General features: G+C 42.0%; 16 protein-coding genes and 1 pseudogene. 10 read left to right on the forward strand and 7 right to left on the reverse strand.

Annotated features, from left to right (window positions below; all coding sequences use genetic code 11):
• Window positions 1-3 precede the first annotated feature (3 nt).
• The 3 genes from yidD to rpmH are packed head-to-tail and all read right to left on the reverse strand — an operon-like array spanning window position 4 to window position 891.
• Window positions 4-324, reverse strand: a complete 321-nt coding sequence (gene yidD / locus Aba26S_RS12935; protein ID WP_004660550.1) for a membrane protein insertion efficiency factor YidD — start codon at window positions 322-324, stop codon at window positions 4-6.
• A 9-nt stretch (window positions 325-333) separates the two neighbouring features.
• The gene (gene rnpA / locus Aba26S_RS12940; RefSeq protein WP_005277660.1) at window positions 334-729 is read right to left on the reverse strand and encodes a ribonuclease P protein component; all 396 of its coding nucleotides are present in this window, start codon (window positions 727-729) and stop codon (window positions 334-336) included.
• A 27-nt stretch (window positions 730-756) separates the two neighbouring features.
• Window positions 757-891, reverse strand: coding sequence for a 50S ribosomal protein L34 (gene rpmH / locus Aba26S_RS12945; RefSeq protein ID WP_000831329.1), 135 nt, complete (start codon window positions 889-891; stop codon window positions 757-759).
• 669 nt (window positions 892-1,560) lie between these two features.
• Here rpmH and dnaA point away from each other — a divergent pair.
• The 4 genes from dnaA (at window position 1,561) to gyrB (ending at window position 7,823) form a co-directional block, all read left to right on the forward strand.
• Window positions 1,561-2,955 (forward strand): chromosomal replication initiator protein DnaA, encoded by a 1,395-nt coding sequence (dnaA, locus tag Aba26S_RS12950; RefSeq protein WP_043972526.1) that lies wholly within the window; start codon window positions 1,561-1,563, stop codon window positions 2,953-2,955.
• Window positions 2,956-3,045: 90 nt separating this feature from the next.
• Window positions 3,046-4,194: a DNA polymerase III subunit beta gene (dnaN, locus tag Aba26S_RS12955; protein WP_005244797.1), complete on the forward strand. Its 1,149-nt coding sequence runs from the start codon at window positions 3,046-3,048 to the stop codon at window positions 4,192-4,194.
• A gap of 28 nt (window positions 4,195-4,222) precedes the next feature.
• Window positions 4,223-5,305, forward strand: coding sequence for a DNA replication/repair protein RecF (recF, locus tag Aba26S_RS12960; protein WP_016650992.1), 1,083 nt, complete (start codon window positions 4,223-4,225; stop codon window positions 5,303-5,305).
• Between the two features lie 49 nt (window positions 5,306-5,354).
• Window positions 5,355-7,823, forward strand: coding sequence for a DNA topoisomerase (ATP-hydrolyzing) subunit B (gene gyrB, locus Aba26S_RS12965; RefSeq protein WP_016650993.1), 2,469 nt, complete (start codon window positions 5,355-5,357; stop codon window positions 7,821-7,823).
• A gap of 112 nt (window positions 7,824-7,935) precedes the next feature.
• On the opposite strand, the gene Aba26S_RS12970 is transcribed toward gyrB, so the two are convergent.
• Both Aba26S_RS12970 and Aba26S_RS12975 read right to left on the reverse strand, forming a co-directional pair.
• The gene (locus Aba26S_RS12970; protein WP_005277648.1) at window positions 7,936-8,493 is read right to left on the reverse strand and encodes a VTT domain-containing protein; all 558 of its coding nucleotides are present in this window, start codon (window positions 8,491-8,493) and stop codon (window positions 7,936-7,938) included.
• A 340-nt stretch (window positions 8,494-8,833) separates the two neighbouring features.
• Window positions 8,834-10,762, reverse strand: coding sequence for an ATP-binding cassette domain-containing protein (locus Aba26S_RS12975; protein ID WP_043972508.1), 1,929 nt, complete (start codon window positions 10,760-10,762; stop codon window positions 8,834-8,836).
• Between the two features lie 212 nt (window positions 10,763-10,974).
• On the opposite strand from Aba26S_RS12975, the gene Aba26S_RS12980 reads away from it, so the two are divergent.
• The 5 genes from Aba26S_RS12980 (at window position 10,975) to erpA (ending at window position 16,150) form a co-directional block, all read left to right on the forward strand.
• On the forward strand, window positions 10,975-11,982 hold the full coding sequence (locus tag Aba26S_RS12980) for a putative solute-binding protein (protein WP_043972511.1): 1,008 nt from the start codon (window positions 10,975-10,977) through the stop codon (window positions 11,980-11,982).
• A 193-nt stretch (window positions 11,983-12,175) separates the two neighbouring features.
• Window positions 12,176-13,177, forward strand: coding sequence for a putative solute-binding protein (locus Aba26S_RS12985; protein ID WP_043972514.1), 1,002 nt, complete (start codon window positions 12,176-12,178; stop codon window positions 13,175-13,177).
• Window positions 13,178-13,393: 216 nt separating this feature from the next.
• Window positions 13,394-14,401, forward strand: coding sequence for a putative solute-binding protein (locus tag Aba26S_RS12990; protein ID WP_043972528.1), 1,008 nt, complete (start codon window positions 13,394-13,396; stop codon window positions 14,399-14,401).
• A gap of 285 nt (window positions 14,402-14,686) precedes the next feature.
• Window positions 14,687-15,691 (forward strand): putative solute-binding protein, encoded by a 1,005-nt coding sequence (locus Aba26S_RS12995; protein WP_005277636.1) that lies wholly within the window; start codon window positions 14,687-14,689, stop codon window positions 15,689-15,691.
• Window positions 15,692-15,814: 123 nt separating this feature from the next.
• Entirely contained in the window at window positions 15,815-16,150 is a 336-nt protein-coding gene (erpA, locus tag Aba26S_RS13000) for an iron-sulfur cluster insertion protein ErpA (protein WP_005244817.1), read from the forward strand.
• A gap of 52 nt (window positions 16,151-16,202) precedes the next feature.
• On the opposite strand, the gene Aba26S_RS13005 is transcribed toward erpA, so the two are convergent.
• The gene (locus tag Aba26S_RS13005) at window positions 16,203-17,336 is read right to left on the reverse strand and encodes an anhydro-N-acetylmuramic acid kinase (RefSeq protein WP_005277634.1); all 1,134 of its coding nucleotides are present in this window, start codon (window positions 17,334-17,336) and stop codon (window positions 16,203-16,205) included.
• A 61-nt stretch (window positions 17,337-17,397) separates the two neighbouring features.
• On the opposite strand from Aba26S_RS13005, the gene tyrS reads away from it, so the two are divergent.
• Entirely contained in the window at window positions 17,398-18,630 is a 1,233-nt protein-coding gene (tyrS, locus tag Aba26S_RS13010) for a tyrosine--tRNA ligase (RefSeq protein ID WP_155770355.1), read from the forward strand.
• Here the strand turns inward: tyrS and Aba26S_RS21260 are convergent.
• Window positions 18,627-18,880 (reverse strand): annotated as a pseudogene (locus Aba26S_RS21260) (hypothetical protein); the annotation flags it as partial. The gene tyrS and the pseudogene Aba26S_RS21260 overlap by 4 nt on opposite strands.

Raw genomic sequence — 18,880 nt, forward strand, 5'->3', positions numbered from 1 at the left:
CTATTATCCCAAATGGTTAGAGAGATTTTGCTTGAATAAACGATCACGAAAGGGTACAGCAACGTGATGCATTTGAGAATCTATTTGATGAAACGAAATAAAACGAAGTGCTTTGCGAGGAACTGGATCATAGCCTGAACCGCCCCAAGGATGACAACGGCAAATTCGCTTAGTCGATAACCATACTCCCTTGACCGCACCATGCGTTTGCAATGCTTCAATTGCATATTGTGAGCAGGTAGGAATATAGCGACAACGAGGCCCCAATAATGGACTAATTGCGATTTGGTAACATCTTATCAACCAATGCAGTAAACGTACCATTGGAGATCTCTAATTCTGGAGGGATGTCACAACGACTTTGGAATGCTTCTTTGCTAAACGTTGTAATTTTTGCCAAGCAAAATCTAATTGTTGATGTAATTCTTGATTTGCGATTGCTTCTATACCTACTTTAGGCATCACCACAATATCGATATCAGCATTAAATTGCGCTTGATGTAAACGGAAACTCTCCCGAGCAAGACGCTTGATTCGATTTCGTTCATGCGCACGGCGTACTTTCTTTTTAGCAACGACAATACCCAAACGGCTTTGAGGCTGTTCGGTTAATTTTGCTAAAAAAAGGAAATGGGGCTGATGCACTTTAAAAAGCGCACCATCAAATACACTTTTATAATCAGCGGCACAACGAATACGAGATTCTGTGCCGAAACTGTAAAGTGTCATCACCCAAATCTGGTCAGCTTAACAGTATTAAACAGTTAAGCTATGACGACCTTTTGCACGACGACGAGCTAAAACTTGACGACCTGCTTTAGTAGCCATACGAGCGCGGAAACCATGAACGCGTTTACGCTTTAATTCAGATGGTTGGAAAGTACGTTTCATATCGAAACTCCCAAAATGATCTTTCTATAAAGGTCCGCGATTTTATTGTGCAATGTTTACGCTGTCAATGGAAAATCAAAAAATATACATTTTGTTTGTTCTGTTTTGAAGCAATAAAACTGCACTTAAATATTCTGTTTAATCGAAAACAAAAAATATACACAAGCTATCTATTTATATTATATCAACATTCAGCTATATTCACAACTTACAGACAAGCTTATCAACAATCCAACTTCTAATTTAAATTTAATTCTTGGATTTTGAATTTAAATTTCGATATGCTCAGTTATCCACAATTTGCTTAAACCCTATAAGTAAATTCAAATTTTAAAATTTAAATTTATTCTTATTAGTGTGGATTTATTCTGTGGAAAGTGATGTTTTTTTATAAATAAACATATAGTTATGGTGTGGATAACCATGTTTTTATCAATTTTATAAATTGTGGATAACTTTAGGGTTGAAACTATCCACAGCTTGTGCAAAAAGTTATACACAAGTGGTTTTAAATTTGAATTTATAAACGAATGCTTTCTTTTTCAGCAAAAGTCTCATAAATTTGCCTGACAGATGTGGATAACTTAGTTAGAATGGCGACCCCTTCGAAAGATGGGTGTGGTGATTTTTATTTTTTGAATTTAAAAATGGATGGAATAGGGGATGCACATGCTCTGGACAGACTGCTTAACTCGCTTGCGACAAGAGCTCTCTGATAACGTCTTTGCGATGTGGATTCGTCCTTTAGTTGCCGAAGAGGTTGATGGTGTGATGCGTTTATACGCACCAAACCCTTATTGGACACGCTATATTCAAGATAACCATTTAGAACTGATTGCTATTCTTGCTGAACAACTCTCTGAAGGCCGAGTTCGTCAGGTTGAAATTCTGGTGGATTCACGCCCGGGGACAATTTTGTCTTCTAATGAGCAACCAGCGACCACAACAGCTGCGCTGAGCACGCCTGTTGCTGCGCCAGTAAAGGTGAAAAAAGAATCCGATTTGGTACACCCCAGTCAAAATGTCACAAAAATACCAAAGAAAAGACAACTCAATCCGCTATTTACCTTCTCTTTATTTGTTGAAGGCCGTTCCAACCAAATGGCCGCTGAAACGTGTCGTAAAGTCTTAACCCAATTGGGGGCATCTCAGCACAATCCTTTATTTCTATATGGTCCAACAGGTTTGGGTAAAACACACTTAATGCAAGCGGTAGGCAATGCTTTGTTGCAAGCCAAACCGAATGCGCGTGTGATGTATATGACCTCTGAAAGTTTTGTGCAGGACTTTGTCAGTTCTTTACAAAAAGGTAAGGTTGAAGAATTTAAGAAAAATTGTCGTTCTTTAGATTTGCTCTTGGTCGATGATATTCACTTGCTGGCGGGAAAAGAAGCAAGTCTTGTTGAATTTTTCTATACTTTCAATGCTTTACTAGATGAATCTAAGCAAATTATCTTAACGTCGGATCGTTATCCAAAAGAACTCACCGAACTCGATCCACGTTTAGTCTCTCGTTTTTCATGGGGCTTATCGGTCGGCGTTGAGCCACCTGATATTGAAACCCGTATCGAAATTTTGCTGAAAAAAGCAGAAAATAGTGGTGTAGATTTACCGCGAAACTGCGCTTTATTTATTGCTCAACAAGTCGTTGCAAACGTACGCGAACTTGAAGGGGCGTTGAATAAAGTTGTAGCGATTTCACGTTTCAAAGGCACAGTCATTGATTTGGATGTGGTGCGTGAGTCTTTGAAAGACGTTCTGGCGATTCGTGCACGTACCATTAGTGTAGAAAATATCCAGCGGGTGGTGAGTGAATATTTTCGTATTCCACTAAAAGAATTGATTGGACCAAAACGTACTCGTATTTATGCACGTCCACGTCAGCTCGCGATGGGGCTGGCGCGTGAATTAACAGGGGATAGCTTTCCTGAAATTGGGATGGCGTTTGGTGGTCGAGACCATAGTACCGTGATGCATGCTTGTGAAAAAGTAGTCAGTTTGCGGGAAGAAGACCCTATTTTTAATGAAGACTATAAAAACTTACTTCGTCTGTTACAAAGTTAATCTATTTTTCAGAGTTGCAAACTGCTTTTAAGTGCAGCATAGTACACTGCTAACATTCATATCGGCTTCTGTTGTAAGAGGAATAAAATCGTGCGTTTGAAAATCGCTAAAGAAAGTTTAGTCAATGTTTTATCCCATGTGGTGGGGGCTGTAGAGCGCCGTCATACCTTGAATATTCTTTCAAATGTCAAAATTCAAACCACGCAACAGGCTTTAACCATTACAGGTTCTGATTTAGAAGTCGAATTGGTTGCAAGTACCACGTTAGCTGAAGGTGCTTGTTTGGAAGCGGGGGAAACCACAGTTCCTGCACGTAAACTGGTCGAAATTTGTAAATCTCTTCCGACAGCAGCCTTGATTGACTTACAAATTACAGAAGATCAGCGTTGTATTTTAAAATCGGGGAACAGCCGCTTTGTATTGGGGACGCTTCCAGCAGAAGATTATCCATTACTTACCACTGAAAATAGCCAAGGTACGCAAGTACAGGTGACGCAACGTGAGTTAAAGCGTTTATTTGAGAAAACAGCCTTTGCGATGGCGGTTCAGGATGTCCGTTTTTACCTGACAGGCACCTTGCTAGAAATTGATCAAAATCAATTGCGTACCGTAACAACGGATGGGCACCGTCTCGCTTTATGTGAAGTGTTGGCTTCATCAAATGCATCGGCACCGATTCAAGCGATTGTGCCACGTAAAGCCGTGGGTGAATTGCAGCGCTTACTGAGTATTGAAGATGAACAACTGACCTTGCTGATTGGCCGTGAATTATTAAATGTGACCATTAACACCCCAAGCCGTGATAAAGAGCAAGGGGAGATTACGGTTCGTTTCACGACTAAATTGATTGATGGTAAATTCCCGGATTATCGCCGTGTGATCCCGAAAGGGGGGGATAAACATGTCTTTATTGCGCATGACGTGTTTAAACAGTCACTACAACGTGTTGCGATCTTGAGTAATGAAAAATTACGTGGTGTATTCTTGAATTTTAACCAGGATTCATTGCAATTGCGTGCCAACAACCCTGAACAAGATGAAGCGGTTGAAGATTTGGCAATTCAATATCAAGATGCACCACTGGAAATGTCATTCAATGCACAATATATTCTCGATGTATTGAGTGTACTGGATGGTGATGATGTAAAAATGAGCATGACTGAAGCCAATCAATCGGTATTGGTGCAAGATCCAGCACATCCAGATCAAACTTATGTCGTGATGCCGATGCGTGTTTAATTGGGATTGATGATTTGAGTTTTTAAGTATGCAAATCACGCGTTTAAATATCGAACGTGTACGTAATTTAAAGGCGGTTGCACTCCATGAGTTGCAACCGTTTAATATTTTTTACGGAGCCAATGGCTCTGGAAAAACCTCAATTCTAGAATCCATCCATTTATTGGCCACTGGGCGTTCATTTCGTACGCATATTCCTAAACATTACATCCAGTATGAGGCTGGGGATGCGATTGTGTTTGCGCAATCGGCCAGTGAGCGTATTGGCATGCAAAAGCTGGCTTCGGGTGAGCAACTGATCAAGGTCAATGGCGATACTATTGCCACCCAGGGGCAGTTGGCAAAATTATTGCCCTTACAGCATATTGACCCGCAAAGTACCGATATTATCGATCATGGGGCGAAACCTAGACGGCAATTACTGGATTGGTTGATGTTCCACGTGGAACCTGAGTTTTATTTTGCTTGGCAGTACTATTCACGTGCCTTAAAGCAGCGCAATAGTTTGCTAAAAACACGGCGTTATCCAAGTCTGGCTGATCTAGAGCCGTGGAACAAAATGCTTAGTGATTATGGTGAAATTTTGCACTCGCAACGGGTGGCCATCGTCGAACAGTGGAATCAGTTCTTTAAAGAAGATTTACAACAACTCCTGCCCAATATTGAGATCGAGTTGGAATACAACGCCGGCTTTCATACTGAACAGGGGTTGCTGCAGGACTTGGTTCAGCAGCATCAAAAAGACTGTGATCGACGTTATACAGAGTATGGTCCGCATCGGGCAGATTTACGTCTAAAAACACCGTTTGGCAATGCCGATGATGTACTTTCTCGGGGCCAAAAAAAGTTGTTAATCATGGCATTAAAACTGTCACAAATTGCAATGCTGCATGCGAGTAATAAGGAAACTGTGGTATTATTAGATGATCTGACAGCAGAGTTAGATTTGGCTGCACAACAACGTTTAATTGAGCGATTGAGTCAGTTAGGAAGTCAGGTTTTTATGACCACCTTAGACCATGCGTCGGTATTAAAACACTTACATGATTTGTCGATTTCCTTTCAATTGTTTCACGTTGTCCAAGGCCAAGTCAGTGTTGCTGCGCCATAATTTTATTTCCTCATCTTTGGATAGATTAGATATTTACTAGGGAGTAACCATGAGTTCAGAGTCTCAATCAGTCTCTCAAACAGAACAAACAAATGAAAAGGCTTATGATTCCTCTAGTATTAAAGTATTACGTGGATTAGACGCGGTTCGTAAACGTCCTGGCATGTATATCGGTGACACCGATGACGGTACAGGTTTGCACCATATGGTGTTTGAGGTGGTGGATAATGCCATCGATGAAGCACTCGCAGGTCACTGTGACGAGATCCTTGTTACCATTCATGAAGATGAATCGGTCAGTGTATCGGACAATGGTCGCGGTATTCCAACCGATATTCACCCTGAGGAAGGGGTGTCTGCGGCAGAGGTGATTCTGACCATTCTGCATGCAGGTGGTAAGTTCGATGACAACAGTTATAAAGTGTCGGGCGGTTTACACGGTGTTGGTGTTTCGGTTGTTAATGCTTTATCTAAAAAATTGCATTTGACCATTCATCGTGCAGGTCAGGTTCATGAGCAAGAATATGCACATGGTGATCCGCAATATCCGTTAAAAGTTGTCGGTGAAACCGATACATCGGGGACCACTGTTCGTTTCTGGCCAAGTGAACTCACGTTTAGCCAAACCATTTTCAGTGTGGATATTTTGGCACGTCGTTTACGAGAGTTGTCTTTCCTGAACGCAGGGGTTCGTATCGTCTTGCGTGACGAGCGCGTTAACCTTGAGCATGTTTATGATTATGAAGGTGGTTTATCTGAGTTCGTTAAATATATTAACGAAGGTAAAACTCATCTGAATGAAATCTTTCACTTCACCATGGATGCGGATAACGGCATCGGGGTAGAAGTGGCATTGCAGTGGAATGATAGCTATCAAGAGAATGTTCGTTGCTTTACCAACAACATTCCACAAAAAGATGGTGGTACACACCTTGCAGGCTTCCGTGCAGCATTAACACGTGGCTTAAACAGCTACATGGAAAATGAAAGTCTACTGAAAAAAGAAAAAGTGGCGGTAACGGGCGATGATGCACGTGAAGGTTTAACCGCCATTATTTCAGTGAAAGTGCCTGATCCAAAATTCTCTTCGCAAACCAAAGAAAAGTTGGTGTCGAGTGAAGTCAAACCTGCAGTCGAGCAGGCGATGAATAAAGAGTTTTCAGCTTATTTGCTTGAAAACCCGCAGGCAGCGAAATCGATTGCAGGCAAAATTATTGATGCCGCACGTGCGCGTGATGCAGCACGTAAAGCACGTGAAATGACCCGCCGTAAGAGTGCTTTGGACATTGCTGGTTTACCAGGTAAATTGGCAGACTGTCAGGAAAAAGATCCAGCATTGTCGGAACTTTATCTGGTCGAGGGTGACTCTGCGGGTGGTAGTGCCAAGCAAGGGCGTAACCGTAAAATGCAGGCCATTTTACCGTTGAAAGGTAAAATCCTGAACGTTGAACGTGCGCGCTTTGACAAGATGATTTCAAGCCAAGAAGTTGGCACGCTAATCACTGCTTTGGGCTGTGGTATTGGACGCGAAGAATATAATCCAGACAAATTGCGTTATCACAAAATCATCATCATGACCGATGCGGACGTAGATGGTTCACATATCCGTACCTTGTTATTGACTTTCTTCTTCCGTCAAATGCCGGAATTGGTTGAGCGTGGTTATATCTATATCGCGCAACCACCATTGTATAAGTTGAAGAAAGGCAAGCATGAACAGTACATCAAAGATAACGAAGCACTGGAAACCTTCCTGATTTCCAATGCCATTGATGAGCTTTCATTGCATATCAGTGCTGAAGCGCCAGCGATTACTGGTGAAGCATTATCAAGAGTGATTGCTGATTATCAAGTGTCACAAAAGAGCTTACAGCGCTTAACTCAACGTTATCCTGCAAGTTTGTTGGATGGTTTACTTGAAGTAGATGCATTCAAAGCGGATCATAACCACGAACGTGACTATGTGGAAACATGGGCAGAGCAGTTACGTGTTGCAATTGAAAAATTACAACCAAGCTTGCGTCCAGAAATCACCTTGGAAGCGTTTGAGCGTGAAAATGCACAAGGTGAAAAATCTGCACACTACTGGCCGCGTGTCACCGTATATGTACATAATTTGCCGCATTCGTATTTATTGGATGCTGGTCTGTTAAATTCTGCTGAATATGCGCGTTTACTGAAAAACTCGAAAAGCTGGTTTAAATTGTTGGAAGAGGGTGCTTATCTTCAAAAAGGTGATCGTCGTATTCAGGTCAGCAATTTCCATCAGGTATGGCAGCATATTTTACAAGACTCGCGTCGTGGCATGATGATCCAACGCTATAAAGGCTTGGGCGAGATGAATGCTGAGCAGCTTTGGGAAACCACCATGGATCCTGAAAATCGTAATATGTTGCAAGTAACCATTGATGATGCGATTGAAGCAGATCGTATGTTCTCATGCTTGATGGGGGATGATGTTGAACCACGTCGTGCCTTTATTGAAGAGAATGCCCTGAATGCGGATATTGATGCTTAATTAGCTTAGGCATCTGTTTTACATATTCTCAATCTAAATAAAAAAGCGATGATTATTCATAATCATCGCTTTTTTATTGGCTAAGTTTCACGTGGAACGTATTGTTGCGTGGTTAATTTTCCACAAAATCGCTGACTTGAATTAAGGCGTGGCCAAAGAGATATCCTGCAGTGACCAGAACACTAATCCAAAGTAAAGCACCCAGGATGTTATAGATCACAAAATGGGTGTAGTTCATGTTGCTTGAACCTGCAGCCAAAGGTGCAAATGAGCGTGCAAAAGGAATAAAACGAGCCAGTAAAATGGTTTTGCCGCCGTGTTTCAAGAAGAACACATTGGTCTTTTGGAGATATTCCTGCTTAATAAAGCGTGATTTCACGTTGAATATACGATCACCAAAATGTCGACCGATATGATAGTTCACCATATAGCCCAGTGCTGCTGCAAAAAATAGGAGACTGATCATATAGCCAAGATGCATGATTTCAACGACAGAGCACAAAGCGCCTACGGTGAGTAACAGACTGTCACCTGGTAAAAAAAACATAAACACAAAGGCGGTTTCTGAAAAAATAATCAGAAAAAGGATGGCATAAATCCATAAACCGTACTCTTGAACCAAGACTGGCAGAATATGTTCAAAATTAAAAAGAAAATCTAAAGAATTCATTCAGTTTGTATGATCCAAAATAGAGTACTCACCAAATTAAAGTACAAAAATGTGAATTGAATTTAACCCTCAGGATTCATTCATCAGTTATAAATTTACCACTGTGGGGCTGAGTATATCGAGCCTGACACTAAAGCTCAATTTTCTGAGAAAGTTCCACTTTTCACCTTATCCTAAATTCTCGACAAATTCATGACATTTTTAATGATATTCATAGTGTTTTTAAGTATCCAAAGCATCTTTTAAGCCCATCAATGGGATGATCCTGTTGAAACAAATGACCTTAAAAGCAGTGATTCATACAGCTCAAAATACATCGCTGTATGAATCACACGGCGGTTTAATCTGCAAATGAGCTTTCCAGCTCTTCGAGTTCCATCATCAGCTCTAAAAGTTGTTCTTCATGCTGCTCTAATTTGGCTTTCAATTCAGTTTGTTCGTTCATGAGCTTGATCAAATCATCTTTGCGGTTGGCTTCATACAAGGCGCTATCTGCTAAAGCATTTTCAATCTCGGTTAAACGTGGCTGAACTTTTTCAATCTGAGCTTCGACTTTTTCGATGTTTTTCCGAATTGGTCGGGTCATTTCACGGCGCCGAGCCGCTTCTTTACGTTGGGCTTCTTTGTCTACTTTTAATGCGGGCACCTGTGTATTGGTACTTTGTTGCTGTAATGCACTTTGTGCATTGATCTGTTGCTGGCGAGCTTCGCGTAACCATTTGGCATAGTCTTGTAAATCACCCTCAAACTCGCTGCATTTGCCGGCGTGGACTAAGAGTAGGTCATCACAGACACTGGCAATTAACTGGCGTTCATGTGATACCAACACCACAGCGCCTTCAAAGTCTTGTAATGCCATGGTCAGCGCAAGGCGCATATCCAAGTCTAAATGGTTGGTTGGTTCGTCCAGAATCAAGACATTTGGGCGTTGCCATACGATCAATGCCAAGGCTAAACGGGCGCGCTCCCCCCCAGAGAAGCTCTCACATGGCGTATCCATACGCTCACCACTAAAGCCAAATCCGCCTAAAAAGGCGCGTAATGCTGCCTCACTGATCTGCTTGTCAGCAATACGCGCCAATTGCAACATTGGGCTGGCATGGGCATCGAGAGCATCCATTTGATGCTGCGCAAAATAACCGATATTGAGGAGTTCAGAGGCTTTACGTTCGCCGGAAAGCAGGGGTAAATCACCGACCAAGGCCTTAATTAGGGTAGATTTACCAGCACCATTCATTCCCAGTAAACCGATTCGGGAACTTGGAGTAATTTGCAGACGAATTTTCTCGGCAATCATCTTATCGCCGTAGCCTATGGTTGCAGCCTCTAAGCTCAACAATGGCGAACTCATTTTAGTTGGTTCACGGAAGCTAAAAGTAAATGGGGTATCAACGTGCGCAGGCGCCAGTTGCTGCATCCGTTCCAACTGTTTAATCCGACTTTGTGCTTGACGGGCTTTGGTGGCTTTGGCCTTAAAGCGGTCAATAAACTTCTGTAGATGGGCACGGGTTTCTTGCTGTTTTTCAAAAGCCTGTTGTTGTTGTGCTAAACGTTCACTACGAGTTGTTTCAAAAGTAGAATAATTGCCTGTATATAAGGTCAGTTCTTGGTTTTCGATATGCAAAATATGATCGGTAATCGCGTCCAAGAAATCTCGGTCATGTGAAATCAGAACCAGTGTACCTTCATAAGCTTTGAGCCAGTCTTCTAACCACAAGATCGCATCCAAGTCCAAGTGGTTGGTTGGCTCATCCAGTAACAACAAGTCCGAACGGCTCATCAGGGTACGCGCCAAGTTCAAGCGCATGCGCCATCCACCAGAAAAGCTTGCGACATTTAAACGGAGTTGATGATCAAGGAAACCAAGACCCGCCATGAGTTGCGCAGCTTTGGCAGGCGCAGCATAGCCATGAATCTCATCAAAACGGCCATGCAGTTGAGCCAAATCATCATTACTCAGTTGATCAGGGTGTGCTAATTTTTCTTGAATATCCCAATATTCTTCGTCACCAGACAGAACAAAATCAAGTGCTGGCATTTCCAGCGCTTTGATTTCCTGTGCCATATGCGCCACAGTCCAGACCGCAGGACGGGTCAGATTACCTTCATCTGCAACCAAATCCCCTAAAAAGGCAGCAAATAAGGTGGATTTACCTGCACCATTGACGCCTGTAAGACCAATTTTCCAGCCTGGATGAAGCTGCATCGATGCTTTTTGAAATAGAACACGCCCACCGCGGCGTAATGAAACTTGGTCAAACTGGATCATGAGCATGCAAAATAGCGAATAGATAGCTGCATTTTAAGGTGATCGCCCATGAATGCAAATTTTTATATTGAAGATCAAGTTGTTCGAATTGAATTGATCAGCTCATCGAAAAGTAGAGTAATCACTCTATTTTTGTGACCTGAATCAGATTAATATTTAAATTATATGAAAAATAAGCAACATGATTAAAAAGAGAGCAACGGGGTTTAAGGATGAACAAGGGTGTTTTTGCATTGGGGGCAATGCTGGTTTTGGGGACATGCACAGACGTACAGGCGGTAAACAAGATATGTGTTTTTGATCTGTTGGGGAAGTCTGGAGAAGCCTACAAAGCCATGGAGGAGTGGTCATTGGCCGCGAAAGCATGGCATGGTGATACCTTACTGATCAGCTATCAGAATGAAGCACTGGCGGAAAATGATTTTGAGCTGGGTAAATGTGATGGCGTGTATATGACTTCAATGCGCGCCCGTCGTTATAACAAGTTTGCAGGCTCGATTGATGCCATTGGCGCCGTACCTAGCTATGCCATTGCGCAGAAGGCAATAAGTTTTGCTTTGGACAAGCGTAATCAGCGCCGTTTGATCAGTACTGTTGATCAAGAAAGCTATGAGGTTGCAGGTATTTCGCAAATCGGATTGGCTTATATTTTTGTTAAAGATAAGAAAATGAATACCATTGAGCAAATCAAAGGTAAAAAATTTGCTGTTCTCGGTTATGACGAAGCGCAAAAGATCGTAGTTAAAAGTCTGGGAGGACAGGCTGTACTTTCAGATATCTCAGATATTGCTAAAAAGTTTAACAATGGGCAGGCAGATATCATGGCAGCACCCGCTTATGCGTACAAGCCTTTAGAGTTGTATAAGGGGCTGGGCAATGAAGGGGCGATTATTACCTTTCCTGCAGTGAATATGACCATGGACTTGATTATCCGTTCTGATAAGTTCTCGAATGCTTTTGGGCAGAATTCTCGGACATGGTTTCTGAGCCGGTTGAATACCAATTTTAATCTGATTCAACGAATTGAAGCCGAATTACCTGCCAAATATAAAATCAATCTCAGCAATGAAGATAAAACCCGTTATCAGCAAATATTTAGAGAAGCGCGCATAGGACTGACCAAACGGGGTATTTATGATGCCAGCATGATGAGTGTGCTGAAGCGTGCGCGTTGTACTGTGGATCGGACCAATTTTGAATGTACGCTCGGCGGGGAATAAATAGCGGCTTTGGAAGGATGAAACTGGCATTCAATGGCGTTCGGCTTGCATCAAATAAACTGTGATGGATTTTATTAAAACGCTGCAAAACCCGATGTATGTAGATAAAAGCGCTATGCTTTTGGTCAAAATCTGACTATATTGAATACGCACTGATGGAAAATTGTGCAGAATAGCAAAAAGGGAAAACAAGATGAAAAAGGGACTTTGGGTATGCGGGGCGATGGCTCTATGTGCCATGACGACTTCTGTTCAGGCAAAACAAGAAATTTGTGTTTTTGATTTATTGGGGAAGGCTGGGGAGTCTTATAAACTGATCGAAGAATGGAAGCTAGCCTCTAAAACTTGGCAGGGGGACGTCGAGCTCATTCCCTATCAAGATGAAGCAAAAGCAGAGCAAGATTTCGATGCAGGCAAATGTGATGCGGTCTACATGACCTCAATGCGTGCACGTAAATATAATAAATTTGCAGGTTCTGTCGATGCGGTTGGGGCTGTGACCAGTAATGCGATTGCGCAAAAAGCAATTAGCTATGTGCTGGACAAGCGTAACCAGCACCGTTTAACCGCAACTGTGAATGGAGATAAATTCGAAGTCGCGGGCATTATTCAGGTTGGGTTGGCTTATATCTTTGTACGAGATAAAAAGATAGATACCATTGAAAAAGCCAAAGGTAAAAAATTTGCTTATTTACATTATGACCAAGCTCAAAAAGCCATTGTGGAAAGTATTGATCTGGTGGCGGTACCCTCAGATATTTCAGATTTTGTAAAAAAATTTAATAGCGGGCAGGTTGATGTGATCGCGGCACCTGCTTATGCCTATAAGCCTTTGGAAATCAGCAAAGGTTTAGCCAATGGTGCATTATTTAATTTTCCTGTGGTCAATATCACAGGCGACTTGATTATTCGTCCTGCGAAATTCCCAAGTGGGTTTGGTGCACAATCTCGACAATGGTTTGTCAACAAGCTGCCAAGTAACTTTGCCATGGTGCAACGTTTAGAGGCAGGAATGAATGCCAAAAAGATTACCTTGACCAATGAAGATAAGACCCGTTACCAAAAAATGTTACGGGACGGACGTATGAATTTAACCAAGCAAGGCGTGTACGATGCGAGTATGATGAATGTACTGAAACGTGCCCGTTGTACGGTTGAACGAACCAACTTTGAGTGTACTTTGAGTGGCGAATAAGAAAGGAGAACAGTGGCCTAGATATAAAACGATACATAAATTGAGGCAGATATAACAAAATTGCCTAAGAAAAGAATAGAAATAGATAAAACAGGGTAAAAAATAAACAATCTGGTCATAAAAATAGAGTAGAAGCTCTATTTTTTTTCAAGAAACATGATTAATATTTGTTTCGAACAAGGAGACAAACATAAAGTTTGTGAAAGGATGAAAAATATGAAAAAAATTGCACTTGCTCTTGCAGCAACTTCGATCTTAGGTGTATCTGCTTCTACTCAGGCAGCAATTGATGTGTGTGTATTCGACTTATTAGGAAAGTCAGGTGAATCATACAAAATGATGCAAGACTGGGCACTCGCAGCAAAAGGCTGGGGTGCGGATGTCAACCTACTTGCAATCACGGATGAACAGGTTGCAGACAATAACTTTAAAGCAGGTAAATGTGCTGCTGTTGCGATGACAGCAATGCGTGCCCGCCCATATAACAAATTTGCAGGTTCAGTAGATTCATTGGGCGGTGCGCCAAGCAATGAAGTGGCACAGCGTGCAATTACTTATGTGTTAGATGCGCGTAACGCAGCAAAAATGACCACAAACTTAGGTGGCAACAAATATGAAGTTGCAGGGATCGCGCCTTTAGGTGCTGCTTACATTTTCGTACGTGACAAGAGCATTAACTCAATTGAAAAGGCAGCAGGTAAAAAGTTTGCAGTATTGGGCTATGACGATGCACAAAAAATCATGGTACAACGCGTAGGCGCCCAAGCAGTACTTTCTGATATTTCTAACTTTGCTGCGAAATTTAACAACGGCCAGGTGGATATGGTCGGTGCACCTGCTTATGCCTATAAACCATTAGAATTAAGCAAAGGTTTGGGTACAAACGGTGCGATGTTTAACTTCCCTGTTCTCCAAGTCACTGCGGATCTTGTGATTCGTCCAGAGAAATTCCCTGCTGGTTTTGGCCAAAAATCGCGTGATTATTTTGTGAAACAGCTTCCAAAAGCTTTCGCAATGATCAAGCGTTATGAAGCTGAAATTCCTGCGAAATATAAAATGAACTTGACTGCTGAAGATAACTTGAAATATCAAAAACTGTTACGTGATGGTCGTATGGACTTAACCAAACGTGGTGTTTACGATGCAGGCATGATGTCTGTATTGAAGAAAGCGCGTTGTTCAGTAGACAAAGCAAACTTTGAATGTGCGCTACCTGGTGAATAATCAGTAATTGCAATAAAGTGTACTTAAAGCCTAGATTCATCTAGGCTTTTTGTTTTTTTGTAGATGTCATTTAAGCCATTGTCTTGTTTGCTAAAGAGCAGGATCATAATTCAATATAACAATCCAAATGAAATCGTGAGATTTAAAAATATGTTTTAATCAGGATGATTGGACGTAACTGTATAAAAACATATATTCATTTGAAACCCAGATCAGGATATCGCTTAATTTTAAATTTTGGGTGTGATGCAACAACAATCACATAGATGCAAAGGAAAAAATAACATGCAATGGTTTAAAACATTATTAGTCGCTACAGGGATTGCTGCGGCATCTGCGGGTGCTCAGGCCAAACAAACAATTTGTGTATTTGATATCGTCGGTAAAAGTGGTGATGTCTATGCATTAATGAAGGATTATCAACTCGCTGCAAAAACATGGGGCGCTGATATTGAGCTAAAAGTCGGAACCAATGAGGCCGTCATTGCAGAAGACTTTAAAGCAGGTAAATGTGATGGGGTCAGTATTACCGGAATGCGGGGACGCCAATTTAATCAGTTTACCGGTTCATTGGATGCAATCGGGGCGATTACGGATCTTAAGCTCGCGGTAAAGGTTATGCAGGGTTTAGCTAGCCCAACCTTTGCCAAAGCCATGGTCAATGGCAAATACGAAGTGGTTGGAGTCATCCCTGTGGGGGATGCCTATCTCTTGGTGAATGACCGTAATATCAATACAGTGGCCAAGGCCGCAGGCAAGAAAATCGCCGTACTCGATTATGATGAAGCACAGAAAATTATGGCTGCACAAGTGGGTGCGCAAGCAGTGAGCTCAGATATCACTAATTTTGGTGCCAAGTTTAATAATGGTCAGGTCGATATTATTGGTGCACCAGCTGCAGCCTTTAAGCCTTTAGAATTATATAAGGGTTTAGGAAGCAAAGGTGCGATTGTCAATTATCCGATTTTACAAGTAACAGGCAATTTAATTATTCGTCCTGAAAAATTCCCAGAAGGGTTTGGTCAAAAGTCGAGAGAGTGGGTCAAGGCCCAACTGCCACGTGCCTTTGGTATTCTAGGTAAGATGAAAGCTGATATTCCACAAAAATACTGGATGGAAGTACCTGCTGCAGATAAACCAGGCTATCAAAAGTTGATGCGTGAAGCACGGATCAATCTGACAGCAAAAGGAATTTACGACAAGCGCATGATGAAATTGTTATGGCAATTCCGTTGCCGTGAAGATGCCAAGAATTTTGAATGTGGTCTACAAGATGAGAACTATAAATAATCTTGTAAAAAGTGTTTGAGGAGACTTTAAAACTTCAAATACAGACCCGATATTGAGTATGTTATACTACATATCGGGTCTTTTATTTATGAAAGACGTATTGAAGTCTGAGGAATATCCATCATGAACGCCCAAGCTCTAGAATTGTCAGATAGTGCTGCTAACAAAGTTCGCCAACTACGCGAAAGTGAAGGGAATAACGACCTTATGTTACGTGTTTATGTAACAGGTGGTGGTTGTTCAGGGTTCTCTTATGGCTTTAACTTCGCTGAAAGCGTCAATGAAGATGATGCTGAATTTATGAATGGCGACGTTAAAATGCTGGTTGATTCACTCAGTTATCAATATCTTGTTGGATCAGTAGTCGATTATTTGGAAGGGCTTGAGGGCTCTCGTTTTGTAGTTCAAAACCCGAATGCGACCACCACTTGTGGTTGTGGTTCATCGTTCTCGATTTAATAGATTTTTGCTGTAAAAAAGCTTCTCCAATTGAGAAGCTTTTTTTATGGCCTTAGACGACTGTAATGGTGCCGAGAATACGGTCACCCGATGCGCCTGTGACAGCAGGTAAGTTACCACTGAGCTGCTCGACGAAACGCATGGCTAACCATGCAAATGCCGTAGCCTCTACCCATGTTGGGGCTAGGCCGAGCGCATCCGTGGTCTGAACAGACCAATTGTGCTTGCGCAAACGCCAACGGAGTTGCTCAAGTAAATGTGAGTTATAGGCACCGCCACCACAGACATAGATTTCCCCTGTTGGCATGCTTTCTTTACTGCGATAAATCGCTTTCTTAATGGCACGTGTGGTCAGTTTCATTAAGGTAGCCTGAACATTTTCGGGGGTATCTTCCAGCTCGTCATAGCCGAGATCATTGCGCCAATCACTGAGCTGTTCATCTAGCCATTCTAGGTTAAAATCTTCCCGCCCCGTGCTCTTTGGTGGTTCTTTGGCAAAAAACTCATGGCTTTGTAGGCGATCTAATAAAGAGCGAATGGGATTGCCATAGGCTGCCCAGTCACCATTTTCATCATAAGGGTGCCCAGTATGGCGATGACACCAAGCATCCATCAAGATATTGGCTGGGCCCGTATCAAAGCCATATACGCCGTCCAGGCTATTGGCAGGCAGCATACTGACATTGGCAATGCCACCTAAATTTAAAAGCACACGGTGAATACTGTCATGTTGAAACAGTGCTTGATGGAATGCGGGAACCAAGGGCGCGCCTTGACCACCTGCCGCCATATCGCGACGACGAAAATCAGAAACTACAGGCAGCTGTGTAATTTCAGTGATGATATTGGGATCACCAATTTGTAAGGTAAAACCATGTTCTGGGCGATGACGAATGGTCTGCCCATGTGATCCAATCGCTTTGATCTGTGCTCGGTCTAAATTATTCTTTTCAATCAGTTGATTGATGCCATGCCCAATCATTTGTGCCAAAGCCACATCAGCTTTGCCCATACGATCAATTTCATTGTCGTCTGGCAGCGTTAATGCCATTAACTCATCACGTAATTCAGGCTCAAAAGGCACAGTCAGCGTGGCATGCAGTGTTAAAGGGTCGAATGAAGTTGCAACAATATCAACACCATCCATGCTCGTGCCTGTCATTACACCAATATAGATCGCGCTCATATACAACTTATCCTGCAAGATGCTGAAAAAATGTTAGTATATCGCACAAATTGAATAACTGATGTGTTTAGGTTTTGTGATGTCAAATTTCTTGCCAGCCGAAGAACAGCTTGCTCTCATTCAACGAGGCACGCACGAGATTATCTCTGAAGAAGATTTATTGAAAAAACTCAAAGAGAATCGTCCACTCCGTGTAAAAGCAGGCTTTGACCCTACGGCTCCAGATTTACACTTAGGACATACGGTTCTAATTAATAAATTAAAAACTTTCCAAGATTTGGGACATGAAGTGACCTTCTTGATTGGTGACTATACCGCTATGATCGGTGATCCAACGGGCAAAAGCGCAACGCGTCCACCGTTGTCACAAGAGCAAGTGATTGCCAATGCAAAAACCTATCAAGAACAAGTTTTTAAAATCTTAGATCCAAATAAAACCAAAGTCCGTTTAAACTCAGAATGGTTTAGCCAAAGAACCGCGGCTGATTTGATTCAACTGGCAAGCCAGCAAACCGTATCGCGTATGTTAGAGCGTGATGACTTTACCAAGCGTTATAATAGTCATCAGCCAATCGCAATTCATGAATTCCTGTATCCATTGGTTCAAGGTTATGACTCAATTGCGCTTGAAGCGGATGTAGAGTTGGGTGGAACAGACCAGACCTTTAACTTATTGATGGGCCGTACCTTACAAGGTCGCTATGGTCAAGAATCACAAGTCTGCATTACCGTGCCGATTCTTGAAGGTTTAGATGGCGTGAACAAGATGTCTAAATCTCTAGGCAACTATATTGGCGTATTTGATACCCCAGGTGCGATGTACCAAAAAATCTTGTCGATGCCAGATAGTTTGATCGAGCGTTACTTTGATTTACTCAGCTTTAAGTCATTGGATGAAATCAAAGTTTTACTGGATGAAATGGCTGCAGGCCGTAACCCACAAGAAATTAAACGTATCTTGGCGCTTGAGTTGGTTGAACGTTTCCATGATGCAGAAGCCGCAGAAAATGCACACAAGAGTGCAGGTAACCGTGTAACTGAAGGTGAAGTACCCGAAGATACCCCAGAAGTAACCATTTCTCGTGGCGAGTTTGGTGGTGAGTTATTTATTGCAACCATTCTTCGCGTGGCAGGTTTAAACCCGAATGCCGCTGCTGCAAAAGATGCAGTGGGTCGTGGTGCGGTTAAAGTCGATTGGAATGTGGTTGATATGAGCTACTCTGTAAAAGAGAATGTCACTTTAATCATTCAATCGGGTAAAAAAGCGATTGCACGTGTGACTTTCACTGATTAAATCGAAAAGAAAATAATAAAAAGCAGGCTATGAGCCTGCTTTTTATACGTAAATAGCTGATAAAAACAACGAAAACACTGATTTTGTAGAAAAAAGAAACATGCAATAGAAAATAATAAAAAAGGGGGTTGTATTGGGTTGTGAATGCTGTAGAATGCACATCCATCGGCGGTGATGCAGATAAAAACTTGTTGAGAAACAAGGATTTGGCTTAAAGTGGTTGAATTCTTGGGTTGATTGATAAGTTTGA

It is taken from the genome of Acinetobacter sp. NBRC 110496, assembly GCF_000876115.1.
In the GTDB taxonomy this organism is placed as follows: domain Bacteria; phylum Pseudomonadota; class Gammaproteobacteria; order Pseudomonadales; family Moraxellaceae; genus Acinetobacter.